The sequence below is a fragment of the Pseudomonas chlororaphis subsp. piscium genome (assembly GCF_003850345.1).
In the GTDB taxonomy this organism is placed as follows: Bacteria; Pseudomonadota; Gammaproteobacteria; order Pseudomonadales; family Pseudomonadaceae; genus Aquipseudomonas; species Aquipseudomonas piscium.
Window position 1 is genome coordinate 4,147,224 of record NZ_CP027707.1, and the last position, 14,594, is coordinate 4,161,817.

A 14,594-nucleotide genomic window follows, 5' to 3' on the forward strand; every position below is an offset into this window, starting at 1 on the left:
TGCAGCACAGCCGTACAATCCCCGCGCCCTGTAATAGGCAACCATGCTTCGCCTCGATCCGATGGCCACGCCAAGCGGACGCGGGCAGACCGAAGGCGTGCCGGCAACTGCCGGAACCGAGGCCAACCGCGTCCAAGGCCACCCACTTTGACGCGGGAAATAAGCATGCTGCTTGCCTCGAAACACCTCACCGCCCCAGAGCCGGCGAGCCTGCGCTTGAAGCCGCTATGGCTGCTCGCCTTGCTCAGCGGCGGCGCCCCGGCGCTGGCCGCACAGAGCGCGCAAGACACCCCCGGCTTCCTTGAGGGGGCGAGTCTTGAAGTGCTCAGCCGCAACTTCTACCTCAACAACGACTATCGCTCCCCTACCCCGGCCGGCAAGAGCTACAAGCAGGAGTGGGCCCAGGGCTTCATCGCCTCGTTCGAGTCCGGCTTCACCCCCGGCACCCTTGGCGTGGGGGTCGACGCCCACGGCTTCCTCGGCTTGAAACTGGACGGTGGCAAGGGGCATTCCGGGACGGGCCTGTTGCCGCTGGATCATCACGGGCGCAGTGAAGACAGCTACTCCAGCGCCGGCGGCGCGCTGAAACTCAAGGCCTCGCGGACCACCCTGGCGCTCGGTGAAATGACCGTGGCGACCCCGGTGTTCGACACCGCCGACAAACGCCTGCAACCGGAATACGCCAGCGGCCTGCTGCTCTCCAGCCGGGAGATCGAGGGGCTCGACCTGCAGGCCGGTCACTTCAGCGCCTTCAAGAACCAGGACGCCTCGACCGGCAAGGGCGACTTTTCCGGCTACGGGGCAACCACCCGCCACGCCAGCATCGATTTCATCGGCGCCGACCTGTTCGCCGGCCAGGCGCTGGGCGGCGCCCTCTACGCCTCGGAGCTGAGCGACACCTGGCGCCAGTACTACGCCAACCTGCATGCCAGCCTTGGCCAGCTGTTCCTCGACGGCAACCTGTACCGCACCCGCGACCAGGGCCAGGCCGTGGCCGGCGCTATCGACACCACGGCCTACAGCCTCTCCGGCAAGTACCGGATCGACGCCCAGGCGTTCACCCTGGCTTATCAGAAAGTCCACGGCGACACACCCTTCGACTTCGTCGGCGGCGACTCCATCTACCTCGCCAACTCGATCAAATACGCCGACTTCAACGGCCCCGGCGAAGGCTCCTGGCAAGCACGCTACGACCTCGACCTGGGCACCCTGGGCATTCCCGGCCTGAGTTTCATGGCCCGTTATGTGAGTGGCCGCGGCATCGACGGCAGCCACGCGCCCCAGGGCGGCGCCTACAACCCCTTCGACAGCGCCAGCGGCACCTACAGCCCGCAACAGGGCCGGGGCGGACGCCACTGGGAACGCGACCTGGACCTGCGCTACATCCTGCAGTCGGGCCCGGCCAAGGACCTGTCGCTGCAACTGTCCCACGTCAGCCACCGGGCCAACGCCGCCCAGGCCGGCGACGACATCGACAGGCTCTACATCGTCATTCAGTACCCGCTCAAGCTCGGGCCGTTCTGATCGCACGCGGCGGACGCGATAGCCTGCTGCAGCGTTTCCAGCGTCGCTGGCTTGAACAGGATCTCGTCCATGCCAGCGGCCTTGCAGCGTTCCACGGCGCTCGCCTCGATGCTGGCTGTCAGGGCAATGACGCGACAGCGTGGACGGCTACTCTGGGATTCCTCCCAGCGGATCCGCCTGGCGAGTTCGAAGCCGTCCATCCTCGGCATCATGCCGTCCGTGAGCACGATGTCGAAGTCCGCGCTCAGCCAGCGCATGAAGGCTTCCTGCCCATCTTCCGCGACCACGACCCTATGCCCCAGGGTCTCAAGCTGGGTGGTGAGGGTGGCGCGATTGAAGGCGTTATCTTCGGCCAGCAAGATGGACAATGGATGCGCTTCGGCAGCAATGGGCTGGACCTGCCGCGCAGCTTCGCCCTCGGTAACCGCTGGAGCATCGCAGATGGGCAGGCTCAATTCGAGGCTGAAGCAGGATCCTCTGCCGGGTTCGCTACGCGGGTTGATCTGGCCCCCCATCAGTTGCACCAGACGGCGGCTGATGTCCAGCCCCAAGCCGCTTCCGGAGGCCTGCCCCGCGCCCGGTACGCCCACCTGAGAGAAGGGCTTGAACAGTTTGCCGATGTCTTCGGCGGAAATGCCGATACCCGTATCGATGACATCGAGGTCCAGACGCAAGCTGTCCCCCTCACGGCGGGTGCGGGCCTGTAGGGTGACGCCTCCGCGCTCGGTGAACTTGATGGCGTTGCTGAGCAGGTTGAACAGCACCTGCTTGAAATGCAGCGGGTCCATCAGCACCCATGCCTGCAGGTCGCCTTCGACCTTGACGTCCAGGGTCAGGCCTTTTTGTCGCGCCATGCCGAAGGCGATAGAGGCGACGCCTTCAATCAGGTGGTTGATGAGCACCGGCTCAGGAAACGAATCAATCTTTCCGGACTCGATGCGAGAAATATCCAGCACATTGCCCAGCAACAGCAGAAGCCCCTGGGCCGCTTCCTGGGCCACGGACAGGGATAGGCTGTCGGCCTCCCCCTGTTTCGCCCTCCGCAACGCGAGCTCCTGCATGCCGATGATCGCGTTCAGCGGCGTGCGTATCTCATGGCTCATCGTCGACAGGAAGACCGTCTTGGCCTGGTTGGCGGCCTCGGCCCGCTCCTCGGCCGCCCGGGTCCTGCGGACCTGGCGGCGCAGGTAGAACGCCCAGATCAGCGAGATGGCGATCAGCACAGCGAAGAGGCCGCCCAGTTGGAGAATCTTGTCGCGATGGTCACGCCAGAAGTCGCTCCCGCCCCTGGCGAAACGCGGCGCCCAGGCCTGGACTATTTCCGCGACTTCTTCCGAGGTGATTGCCAGCTGCGCCTTCTCCAGGATGCTGCGCAACTCCGGCTGGTGCTTCGCCACCCCGATGCCGATGGGCGTGGAGATGTTCTGCAGGATCCCGGTGACCTGGATGCGATTGTCGAAGTACTGGGCCGACAGATAGCGGCCGGTGTAGTCGCTACTCAGGTACACCTCGCTCTGCCCCGAATCGACCGAGCGCATGGCCTCGAGGAACGTGGGGTATACCTTGAGCTGAATCGCCGGATAGTCGCGCCTTATCGTATCGATGAAAAAGTAGCCTTCGCCCGTCGCCAGCGTCTTCCCATTCAGATCGGCAAGCCCGGTGAAACGCCGGCCGGCATGACGGCCAGCGGTGGTGGCGGTCATCAATACGGTGGAACTGCGCAGGTACGGCGGCAAGACATCCAGTGGCGTCTCGAACAGGTCGGACTGAGGCATGGCCGGGGTCAGAAGCGCCCGCCCCTCGGCGATGAACCTGTTGGTCTCGAGGGTGTTTGGCGTGCCCAGGTAAGAGAACTTCAGGCCACTGCGCTGGCTGATCAATTCCAGGTAGTCGCGGCCAATGCCGGTCACGCTGCGGTCCCGTCCCAACTCGCCCAGTGCCCCGAGCGAGTAGTTGATGGCGACGGGCACCTGCGGGTGGCTGTCCAGCCAGCGCTGTTCCGCGGGCGTCAGCTTCACCCGTTCTTCATCGATGCTCAAGCGCCGGCCAGCGCTCCAGCTGCGCAGGATGTCTTCCCCATAACGCCTGGATATCCTCGGTATCGCCCGGTCGATGATGTCCCTCAGCGACTCGTCTCCCGGACGCAGCAGGAAGCGGAAGCCCTGGCTGTCGACGGGAGCGAAGTTATCGATTCGCAGGCCCAGCAGGTAATGGGTTTGAATCAGGTAATGCGAGGACACGGCGTCCCCCAACACCGCGTCGACATCCCCCAGCACCAGCCCTTCGAGCGCCCGTTGAGGCGAATCGAAATACTCCACCTGGCTATGGGGGTAGGCCTCCCGTACCGCCTGTTCCTGAAGATAACCGACGGTCATTCCCAGCACGCTACCGGCCTGGTTGGGATCGAAAGACTGGGCCTGGGACGTCACCAACACCGGGCGGTCGGGCAGATAGGACTCGCTGAGCAGCAGCCCGTTTTCCCGGCCTTCAACGTCGCTGCCCGCGCCCAGCAGGTCGATCTCGCCACTGCGCAAGGCCGCCAGCGCGGATGCCCGCGACGAGTAGGCGCGCACCTGGGGCGGCCGTTCGAACATCAGGGCCAGGTAGTCGGCGGTGATGCCCTGGTAGCGATCCCCATAGAACACCGACAGAGGCGGATAATCGAGCAGCACGACCCCGACCCTGAGCGGCCCTCGCCCTTCCAGCCATTGCCGCGCCTTGGCGTCCAGCCAGGGGTGATTGCTCGCGGTCATCCGACCGGACAACGCGATGTCATGTGCGTGAGCGGGAAATATCGGTGAAAGAAAACCCAGCAACAGAATGCCAATAGCTGCGAGGGACCTCAGTAGCATGGGGAACCTTCCTTGAGGTACTTGCGGGATTTGCGGCAGGTGGCGCTTCGCAGGCGGTCACTGCGGCGCGATCGAATATGTCGTGAACTCAACTGCAACTCTAGGCCTTGGCGGCTTTGCCGACAGTAAATAGCCCATCCTAGACCATCGAGGGCAGGGGCTGACAGACGAATACCCCACAATGAGCAGCACTGCTTCTCGCCCCCTCCATGATTTATCTGAATTGGTCAGCCCAATTCGCGTTGGCTTGACATCTCGACTACTCGGTCACCAACATGCAGCCGACTACACAGCCATGCACAGATATCATGTTCGAACTGAAAGACCTGCCTTCCCGCGAAACACTCGAGCACTTCGGCAAGCTCTATGACAACCCCGACGTCGAAGGGCTCTATACCTGGCTGGTATGGGCGTCGGCGACGGATGAAATGCTCTCGGCATTCAACGCCAACCTGGCGCGTGAAAACCTTGCACAAACCCCCTTCTTCGTCCTGCTGCTGCTCAAGCGCAACCCCGGGGGACTCTCGATCGGTGCGCTGGCTGATGGGGTGGCCGTGGCTTCGCAGACCATGACCCGGGCCATCAAGCAGATGGAGGCCGCCGGCCTTTGCACGAAACATCCGGACCCGGACGATGGGCGCTACTGGATCGTCCGGCTGACCCCGGAGGGCGACAGTACCCTTGGCCGGGTGCTGCCCAAACACTACGAGTGGGTCGCCAAGTTCATGAGCCACTTCAAAGACGATGAGCGCGAGCTCTTGGTGAAGCTGATGATGAGGGTGGCCCCTGCCCTGCGAACCATGCGCCTGGAAACGGAACTCGGCTGATCGGCCGAGTTTCTTGAAAACCATGTAGCACGCTACACAGCAACCTACAGAAAATTAAACCTTGGGCGGCTCCCTCGCGTCGCGGCCAGTAACGCCGTGACTTCAATGCCCTGGCGCCTCTATTAATCGAGATATGTAGCAATGCACACATCTACACAGGATATGACTCAACAACCCACAGCCATCTTGCTGGTGCAGATGGTGTTCTGCGCGCTCGCCGTGGTCTCCCTCTTGTATATCCCGGTGCCTATCCTGCCCCTGTTGGCACAGGCCTATCAGTTGCCGCCGGAACAGGCTGGCCTCGCACTGGGCGCCTTTGGGTTCGCGTACGCCACCGGTTTTCTGGTGTTCGGTCCCTTATCCGATCGCCTCGGCCGCAGGACGGTCATGGTCGGCGGCCTGGTGCTGCTGGCCATCATCACAGTGGGGCTCGCCTGGGTGGAGACGCCGGCCCTGTTCATCTCGGGCCGGGCATTGCAGGGATTCGCCGCGGCCTCCTTCCCGCCCGTGGCCCTCGCCTACTTGTCCGAACGCGGTACCCCCAAGCAACGGGTGTGGGGCGTGGCCTGGATGAGCACGGCATTCCTGTCGGCAGGTTTGCTCGGACAGATCTACGGCAGCCTCGTTGCAGGGCGCTGGGGCCTGGGGTACGCCCTCATGCCACTGGTGGTGATCTATGCCGTGACCGCGTTGCGGCTGGCCAGGGTCCCGGAAGGAACTCGAGCGGTACGCCCCAAGGGCTCGATGTGGGAAGGATATCGACCCATCTTCACCTTGCTCGGTGACCCGGCCCTGCGCCGTGTCTATCTGCCCGCGCTCCTGCTGCTGATGTCATTCGTCGCCTTTTACATAGGACTGGACATGCACCTGGGCGAGGTCATCGAAAGCCAGGGCATCAGCAGAATGCAGGCACGTGGCGTGGCGTTGCCGGCGTTTCTCGCGCCACTGCTCGCCGCCAAATTGATTGGTCGCTGGGGAGCCAACCGGGTCGCGACCACGGGGCTTGGCGTCGCGGCGTTCGGACTGGTGCTCTGTGCAAGCGCCGGTCAAGAGCGCATTCCCCTGCTGCTGGCAGCCAGCGTCGTCTATGTCGCCGGAGTGGCCATCAGTGTCCCCGGGCTGATCGCTCGAATCGCCGCGGCGGCATCGCCCGATGTTCGCGGCCTGGCGGTGTCCTTCTACACCTTCGTGCTCTTTGTCGGGGCGAGCCTTGGACCCTGGCTGGGAAACATCAGCCGCGCCTGGCAGGTGGAATCTTTTCTTCTGGTACTCGCAGCGGGGCTCGGCGCTGCAGCGTTGTACAGCGCAGTACGGGTAGCTGACAACTCCCGTGCGTGCTAGTCGAGCGACCTTGGTTTCCACGCAGGATGTCAGTGGGAAGTGGGTCTGTTTTTGTAGTAATCCGGTATCGGCCAAACGACCTGCCGAAGGCCCCGGATATTGAAAGGGAATCCATTGATGGGTATCTACGTTGTAGTTGCAAACCAATTCGAAGACTTCGCAAAGCATGAAAACGTGATGTCCTACAGCACGCTGCTGCAGGCGCTAAAGACATCGGGACAATCCGTGCTGAGAGGTTGCAAGGTCATTGCCGGGCAGGGGCTTGGCCGCAAGGAAATTCAGCATGCCTATCGCATGGCGATCGCCAGCGGGTATGCCGACGAATTCGATCACTGGAACCTGTGGACGGACGCGGAGCTGGCGGGCCAGGAACTCGCCCACAAGCGCCAGCGCAAGAACGTGCTGATCTCCGTTCCCGAGAAGCATGATGAAGGTCTCTATACCGCCAGCCTCCTGCTCCATGCCGAAAACGAGCTGATGCTCGACCACCTGACGGGACAGCATGTGCAAGGCATGGTGCTGCTCGAAGCGTGCCGCCAGATGTTCCTGGCGGTAACGGAGCGCTTCCACCTGGACGACTACAAACCGCATAAACGCTACTTCGTCCTCAACGAGATGAATGTCCGCTACACCGCCTTCGCCTTCCCGCTGCCGGCGCAGATCCGCTATCGCTTGATCGACCTGAAGCAACCACGCCCCGACCGCGTCGAAGTGCAGGCAATGATGGAGGTCTGGCAGGGCGAACAGCCCGTCACTGGCGTGGAGGTCAAGTTCTGCGTCATGGATGCCGAGCGACTCGGTCTGCGCGAGGCCACCCTCGCCTCTCGCGCCCTGTCCTCGCAAGTCAGCACCTTGCGCCGCCGCTTGCGCATGACCCCGTGCACCGATGCGCAGTTGATGACCGAGCCAATTCCCACCCTCTGATCCAATCGTCCGCTTGCACCCAGGTGCAAGCGGCCTTTCGAGTAATCCCAATGAAAGCACGAAGAATCGCGTTCTTCGACGTCGATGAAACCCTCATCGACCTCAAGAGCATGTTCAGTTTCCGAGCCTTCTACTTCCGCCGGCTATGGGGAGAGGAACGGGGCAATGAGGCGGAAGCTGCCTGCGCCAAACGCATCAATGAGTACGTCAGAAAAGGTTTCGATCGCTGCGCCATCAACACGCTGTTCTACGAAGACTTCCGCGACCACCAGCCGGACCTGGTGGCCGATGCGGCCCTGGCCTGGTACGTCCAGGAAAGGACACGCTCGGGATTCTTCATCCTTCCAGTCCTGCAGGCACTTCAGAAGCACCAGAGCAACGCAGACATAGTCGCCTTCGTCTCGGGCTCGGCCGTGGAGTTTCTGGCTCCCCTGGCGGCAGAGCTTGGTGTGACCCACGTTCTGGCAAATCGAATGGAGACGCGCGACGGGCGTTTCACCGGCCAGCTCATCCCACCGCAAACCATTGGGCTGGGCAAACAGCAAGCGGCCTTGCGCCTGATGGACAGGCTCAACGTCGATCCGGCCGACTGCTACGGATACGGCGATCACCTGACGGACCTCCCCCTCCTGATGAGCATCGGCAACCCCACCGTGGTGGCAGGCGACCCGGCCCTGCTCAGGCATGCAGCGCAACTTGACTGGCCAATCCTCTACCCCGACGCCGCCCTGCATCGAGGAGCACCATGATGTCGTTTCACGTGTTCGCCTTCAGCCGTCTGGCGGTAATGGCCAGCCTAGCCCTCTGGTTGAGCATCGCCGTCCTCAACAACCTCACCGACCCGGAAACCAACCGCTTCCATATCGGCAACACGCTTTCCATGGTGTTGCTGGAAGAAGAGGAACTGCTGGGCGTGGCTCTGCGTTGGCGTGCCTGGCCGGCGCACTGGGCCGAAGCAACGCTGTACGCGGTGGCAGGCATTCAGGTCGCCGTTTCGGCATTGCTCTGGTATGCGGCATTCGGCTACGTCAAGGCCTGGCGCCTGGGCAGTCGTGCCGTTCTGGACAGCGCACGCAACCGCGCCGTCGTCGCCCTGACCTGCTTCCTGTTGCTGTGGTTCGGCTTCATCTGTGGCGGCCTGTGGTTCGGCTACTGGCTGAAGCAGGGGGCCATTCAATCCGTCCACATGACCCTGATCCTGATTGGCCTGGTCGCCCTGCTCTTCGTCCAGGGCGAGCCTCAGTCACGGCCAGGGGTACAGCCCTCCGCCCCTGGCACGCCAGGCAGTCAACCGCTCGAAAGGAGCCTTCCATGATCTCGTCAGTTCGCACCGCAAGCGTTGCCCTCGCCCTTGCCCTGGCAACGACCACCGCCATCGCCAACACCGACTCGCCCAAGGAGAAACCTGCCATGAACCAGCCCGCCACCCGCCCGATCGCAGTGCCTTCTGGCTACCAGGAGTCCGATCGCCGCCAGGTGACGGTCGATGACGAGCAAGGGGTACTCACAAGGTACGTCCGCACCGATGGCCGCAACGCGCGGCTGGGTGGCGAACACTTCAGCACCCTGGTTTCGGACACCGGCGTGCTCAAGGGTTTCGCCAATATGTCGCTGGACCTGATCGGCAAGCCCCTGCCGTCGCGCGAACGCGCCGAGGAAGTAGCCAGGCTGTTTCTCCAGCAGCATGCCCCCGACCTGATCGAGCGCATGAAGATCAGTTGGATCGAATCCCACGACGAGCCGTTGAAGGTCACGCACGAGGGTCGCGAGGAGGTCGTCACCTTGAGCGGCATGAAAGTCAAGGCACGCAACCTGGCTGACGGTCGGTGGTTCTGGATCATCGTCGGCAGCGACGGGAAACCCATGGTGTTCGAACGCGACATCGTCTGGATCACCTTCCCCGGCAAGCGCAAGACCGAGAAATGGCTGCATGACAGTTGGCTGGCAACCCAGCCTGCCCCTTTGGCCCAGCCACTCTGACGCCGCCGTCAGGGCCAGGTGAACCATCTTTGGGAGTCAATCATGCGTATCTGCAGTTCCAACAGCATCAAGCACGCCTTGGCGCTGGTCGCCGTCAGCACGCTGAGCGCTTGCGGCCAGTCCGAACAGGGAGCGACTGCTGAACAATCGCCCCCCGTGGTCAGCGTCGCGGATGTCGTCGTCCAGCCTCTCGCCGATTGGGACGAATTCTCAGGCCGGCTTCAAGCCCCAGAGTCAGTCGAGCTACGGCCACGGGTCTCCGGGCATATCGACCGCGTTCTGTTTCGCGACGGCTCGCTCGTCAAGAAGGGCGATCTGTTGTTCCAGATCGACCCCAGGCCCTTTCAGGCCGAGGTCGATCGCCTGGACGCACAGCTGCAACAGGCCCGCGCCAGGCAGACCCGCGCCGCCAGTGAAGCCCAGCGCGGCGAGAAGCTGCGGGCCAACCAGGCGATTTCCGCCGAGCTGGCTGACGCGCGCAAGACGGCGTACCAGGAAGCCAGTTCCGCCGTTGCGGCGACCCGTGCCCAACTCGAAGCCGCACGCCTGAACCTGAGCTTCACCCGCATCACGGCCCCCATAGACGGCCGCATCAGTCGAGCCCAGGTGACCGCCGGGAATCTGGTCAATGAGGGGGCGACACTGCTCACCACGATAGTGGGCACCAAGGAGCTCCATGCGTACTTCGATATCGATGAAGCCACCTACCTGAAGCAGGTTCGTCGCATACCCAGCGAAAAAGCCCTCGCCCACTCGCGCGTGCCGGTGCATCTGGCACTGAGTACCGATGAACGACCGGCGTACGAAGGTCGCCTGGACTTCCTCGACAACCAGGTCAATCCGCGTACCGGTACCCTGCAGGCACGCGCTGTCGTCGACAACGGCGCAAACGAGCTGACACCCGGGCTCTACGTTCGCCTGCAATTACCCGCCAGCGACCTCTACCCCGCCACGCTGGTCCGGGACGAAGCGATTGGCACCGACCTTGGCAATCGCTTCGTACTGGTGCTGGGCAAGGACGCGGTGGTGAGCTATCGCGCCGTCCGGCTCGGCCCCAAGGTCGAAGGCCTGCGCGTGATCCGCGAGGGTCTGCAGGAGGGCGAGCGCATCCTGGTCAATGGCCTGCAGCGCGCCCGTCCTGGCGCCAGGGTTACGCCGGAACAGGTGGCAATGGCGACCGATGAGGTGCTGGCTCGCCTGACGCGGCTGAATACCTCAATAGAACCGACGCCCGTCGCCCTCCAGGACTACGAACCAACGCCTGTCGCACAGCAAGGCCGAGAGCGGAGGACATCGCCATGAACTTCTCGCAGTTCTTTGTGCGACGTCCGATCTTCGCCATTGTCCTGTCGCTGCTCATCCTGATCGGTGGGATCGTCTCCCTGTTCCAGTTGCCGGTCAGCGAGTATCCGGAAGTCGTGCCGCCCACCATTGTGGTGCGGGCGCAATTTCCGGGCGCGAACCCCGACGTGCTCGGCAAGACCCTAGCCTCGCCGCTGGAGCAGGCCATCACCGGCGTGGAGAACATGCTCTACATGTCCTCCCAGTCGACCTCGGACGGCTCGATGACCCTGACCCTGACCTTCGCGCTGGGGACGGACCTCAACGCCGCGCTGGTCCAGGTGCAGAGCCGGGTCACCCGCGCCACCACCCAGCTGCCTCCCGATGTCCAGCGGCTGGGCGTGACCGTGGACAAGACGTCGCCGGCGCTGGCCCAGGTCGTTCACCTGTATTCGCCGAACGGCCAGTACGACCCGACCTATCTTGCCAACTACATGACCATTCACGTCATCGACGAGCTGTACAAGATTAAGGGGGTCAGCGACATCCGCCTGCTGGGGATGGGCGACTATGCCCTGCGGGTCTGGCTGGATCCGGACAAGGTGGCTTCCTACAACCTGGCCGCGACGGATGTGATACGCGCCATCCGCGAGCAGAACCGGGAGGTCGCCGTAGGCTCTCTCGGCACACCGCCCAACGCGAGCGACAACGCCTTCCAGTTGCTCATCAACGCCCGAGGCCGGCTGGTCGACGAGGACGAGTTCGAACGCATAATCGTGCATGCCGGCGAGCGCGGCGAGATCGTCCGCCTGCGCGACGTCGCACGCATCGAACTGGGCTCGAGCCAGTATGCGCTGCGCGCGCACCTGGACGGTCGCCCTTCCGCCGCCTTGCAGATTTTCCAGGACGCGGATGCCAATTCCATCGAATTGTCCGACCGGCTTCGCAAGCGGATGAGTGAGCTCGCTCAAGACTTCCCACCGGGCGTCGAACACTCGATCGGCTACGACCCCACCATCTTCGTGCGCAGCTCCATCACCGCGGTGGTGTATACCTTGCTGGAGGCCGTCGCGCTCGTGGTGCTGGTGGTCATCCTCTTTCTGCAGACCTGGCGCGCGTCGATCATTCCCCTGGCCGCAGTGCCTGTGTCCCTGATTGGCACGCTCGCGGTCATGCAGCTGCTGGGCTTTTCCATCAACGCGCTATCGCTGTTCGGCCTGGTGCTGGCTATCGGTATCGTGGTCGACGACGCCATCGTCGTGGTGGAGAACGTCGAGCGCAACATCGGCCTGGGCAAGTCACCCGTAGAGGCAACCCGCCAGGCCATGAAGGAAGTCACCGGCCCGGTCATCGCCACCGCCCTGGTGCTGTGCGCGGTGTTCATTCCGACCGCTTTCATCACCGGCCTCACCGGGCAGTTCTACCGGCAGTTCGCGCTCACCATCGCGATATCGACGGTGATCTCGGCGTTCAACTCGTTGACCTTGTCGCCGGCCCTGGCGGCGATACTGCTCAAAGGCAAGGACGTGCCCAAGGATCGTCTGTCGAAGCTGATCGACCGCCTGTTCGGGGGTTGGCTGTTCCGTCCGTTCAATCGACTGTTCCAGCGGGCAAGCGCGGGTTACGTCAACCTCGCCACGCGACTGCTGCGCGCTGGTTCCATCGTCCTGATGCTGTATGTCGGCCTGCTGGGGCTGGCCTATCTGGGGCTGGAGAAAACCCCTACAGGCTTTATCCCTCAGCAGGACAAACAGTACCTGGTCGCCTTTGCCCAGTTACCCGAAGGCGCCAGCCTGGACCGTACCGAGGCCGTCATCCTGAGGATGTCCGAGCTTGCCCTGAAGCATCCGGGGGTGGCCAATACCGTGAGTTTCAGCGGCCTGTCCATCAACGGCTTCGTCAACAGCGCGAGCGCGGGGCTCATGTTCATCCCGCTTGAATCCTTCGATGAACGCAAGGACGCCTCGATGTCCGACACCGCCATCGCCCAGGCCTTGGCCGCCGAGTATGGGCGGATCCAGGAGGCCTTCGTGATGGTGGTTCCCCCACCGCCCGTGGAAAGCCTGGGCTCTATCGGGGGCTTCCGGGTGCAGATCGAGGACCGCGGCAGCCTGGGGCATGAAGCGCTCTACCGGCAGATTCAGTCGCTGGTGGACAAAGCCCGGGCGCTGCCCGAACTGGCCGGCGTCTTCTCCAGCTACCAGGTGAACGTCCCGCAGATCGACGCGGATATCGATCGGGACAAGGCCAAGGCCCATGGGGTGGCGATCGACGAAATCTTCGACACCCTGCAGGTCTACCTGGGCTCGATGTACGCCAATGACTTCAACCGCTTCGGGCGGACCTACCACGTCAATGTGCAGGCTGAGCAGGCATACCGCATGGCGCCGGAGCAGATCGGCAGGCTGAAAGTGCGCAACCGGCAGGGCGACCTCATTCCGTTGTCATCCTTCGTCCGGATACGGGAATCGGCCGGTCCTGACCGTGTGATGCATTACAACGGTTTCCTCTCCGCCGAGATCAACGGCAGCCCGGCTCCTGGGTACAGCTCCGGCCAGTCCCAGGCGGCCATGGAACGGCTGTTGCAGCAGGAGTTGCCCAACGGCATGGCCTATGAGTGGACCGAACTGACCTACCAGCAGATTCTCGCCGGCAATACCGCCCTGCTGGTTTTCCCCTTGTGCGTGCTGCTGGCGTTCCTGGTGCTGGCCGCGCAGTACGAGAGCTGGAGCCTGCCGCTGGCAGTGGTGCTGATCGTTCCTATGACCCTGCTATCAGCCATTGCCGGGGTGCTGCTCACCGGCGGCGACAACAACATCTTCACCCAGATCAGCCTGATCGTGCTGGCGGGGCTCGCGTGCAAGAACGCCATCCTGCTGGTGGAGTTTGCCCGGGAGAAACAGCAGCAGGGCCTGGACTGCGTCAGCGCAGTGCTAAAGGCCTGCCATCTGCGCTTACGCCCGATTCTGATGACGTCCATCGCCTTCATCATGGGCGTGGTGCCTTTGGTGCTGTCCTCCGGTGCCGGCGCCGAGATGCGGCGGGCCATGGGCATCGCGGTGTTCTCGGGGATGGTCGGTGTCACCTTCTTCGGCCTGCTCCTGACGCCGGTCTTCTACGTGTGGCTGCGTCGCCTGGTGGAAAGACGCAGCCAACGGCGCGCCGCCATGAAGAAGATGCTTTGGGAGGACAAGGCATGAGTCGCCTGTCATCCCCCGTCCACATCGGCCTGGCCGCGCTCCTGCTGACGGGATGCACCGTTGGACCGCAGTACAGCCGCCCAGCACAGTTGCCCGCTATCGGGCCCTGGGAGGCGGCTGGCAGCCCAGTTGAAGCAGCATTTTTGTCGAAGGAGAAGTAGCGTTATGAAAGCTCTCGCAGTTGCCTGTGTTCTGACAGGCCTGGTCAATGCTCTGCCCGCATCGGCGGCAGATACCCCCATTTCCGCTAATGGAGAAACCTCGATGGTCATCAGAAAGAACTATCCCACCCTGCCTGAACCGGCCGGCCCCTACTCCGTTTCGGTTCGTCACAACGACACCCTGTACCTGTCCGGCATGACCGCATTCGGTACGCCGGCCCAGGGCAAAGACATCACCAAGCAGGCCGAAGCCATATTCGAACAGGTCAAACGCGTTACCCAGGCCGAGGGGATCGCTATGCGCGACCTCATCAAGGTGACCATCTTCGTGACCTCCATGGACGAAGTCGGCGCGTTACGTGAAGTCCTGTCGAAACACTATGAGGGTGCCTACCCGGCCAGTTCGCTGGTGAGGGTGGCCGGTTTGTTCTCGCCAGAGGTCAATATCGAGGTCGAAGCGGTATTCGCAATACTTGGCTGAGTTCGGCCACGGAACCTGTGGAT

The 14,594-nt window shown here is 63.1% G+C and carries 11 protein-coding genes; 10 read left to right on the forward strand and 1 reads right to left on the reverse strand.

The genetic code is table 11. The features are described from left to right. The first annotated feature begins 165 nt into the window (after positions 1-165). A complete protein-coding gene (locus C4K38_RS18860; protein WP_053279717.1) occupies positions 166-1,524 on the forward strand; it encodes an OprD family porin in 1,359 nt (452 codons plus the stop codon). On the opposite strand, the gene C4K38_RS18865 is transcribed toward C4K38_RS18860, so the two are convergent. Further along, positions 1,494-4,376 (reverse strand): ATP-binding protein, encoded by a 2,883-nt coding sequence (locus C4K38_RS18865; RefSeq protein WP_053279718.1) that lies wholly within the window; start codon positions 4,374-4,376, stop codon positions 1,494-1,496. The genes C4K38_RS18860 and C4K38_RS18865 overlap by 31 nt on opposite strands. A gap of 308 nt (positions 4,377-4,684) precedes the next feature. On the opposite strand from C4K38_RS18865, the gene C4K38_RS18870 reads away from it, so the two are divergent. The 9 genes from C4K38_RS18870 to C4K38_RS18910 all read left to right on the forward strand — a co-directional run bounded on the left by C4K38_RS18870 (position 4,685) and on the right by C4K38_RS18910 (position 14,571). Beyond that, positions 4,685-5,203: a MarR family winged helix-turn-helix transcriptional regulator gene (locus C4K38_RS18870; protein ID WP_053279719.1), complete on the forward strand. Its 519-nt coding sequence runs from the start codon at positions 4,685-4,687 to the stop codon at positions 5,201-5,203. A 162-nt stretch (positions 5,204-5,365) separates the two neighbouring features. After that, on the forward strand, positions 5,366-6,544 hold the full coding sequence (locus C4K38_RS18875) for an MFS transporter (RefSeq protein WP_231998524.1): 1,179 nt from the start codon (positions 5,366-5,368) through the stop codon (positions 6,542-6,544). Positions 6,545-6,661: 117 nt separating this feature from the next. Then, positions 6,662-7,468, forward strand: coding sequence for an AfsA-related hotdog domain-containing protein (locus C4K38_RS18880; protein WP_053279721.1), 807 nt, complete (start codon positions 6,662-6,664; stop codon positions 7,466-7,468). Between the two features lie 50 nt (positions 7,469-7,518). Further along, a complete protein-coding gene (locus C4K38_RS18885) occupies positions 7,519-8,217 on the forward strand; it encodes an HAD family hydrolase (protein ID WP_053279722.1) in 699 nt (232 codons plus the stop codon). Beyond that, on the forward strand, positions 8,217-8,783 hold the full coding sequence (locus C4K38_RS18890; protein WP_053279723.1) for a DUF2165 family protein: 567 nt from the start codon (positions 8,217-8,219) through the stop codon (positions 8,781-8,783). Before C4K38_RS18885 ends, C4K38_RS18890 begins: the two co-directional genes overlap by 1 nt. Continuing rightward, entirely contained in the window at positions 8,780-9,448 is a 669-nt protein-coding gene (locus C4K38_RS18895; protein WP_053279724.1) for a hypothetical protein, read from the forward strand. Before C4K38_RS18890 ends, C4K38_RS18895 begins: the two co-directional genes overlap by 4 nt. 42 nt (positions 9,449-9,490) lie before the next feature. Further along, positions 9,491-10,750: an efflux RND transporter periplasmic adaptor subunit gene (locus C4K38_RS18900; protein ID WP_053279725.1), complete on the forward strand. Its 1,260-nt coding sequence runs from the start codon at positions 9,491-9,493 to the stop codon at positions 10,748-10,750. Then, positions 10,747-13,929, forward strand: coding sequence for an efflux RND transporter permease subunit (locus C4K38_RS18905; RefSeq protein ID WP_053279726.1), 3,183 nt, complete (start codon positions 10,747-10,749; stop codon positions 13,927-13,929). The genes C4K38_RS18900 and C4K38_RS18905 overlap by 4 nt, the downstream gene beginning before the upstream one ends. 165 nt (positions 13,930-14,094) lie before the next feature. After that, on the forward strand, positions 14,095-14,571 hold the full coding sequence (locus C4K38_RS18910; RefSeq protein ID WP_197678035.1) for a RidA family protein: 477 nt from the start codon (positions 14,095-14,097) through the stop codon (positions 14,569-14,571). The last annotated feature ends 23 nt before the right edge of the window (positions 14,572-14,594 follow it).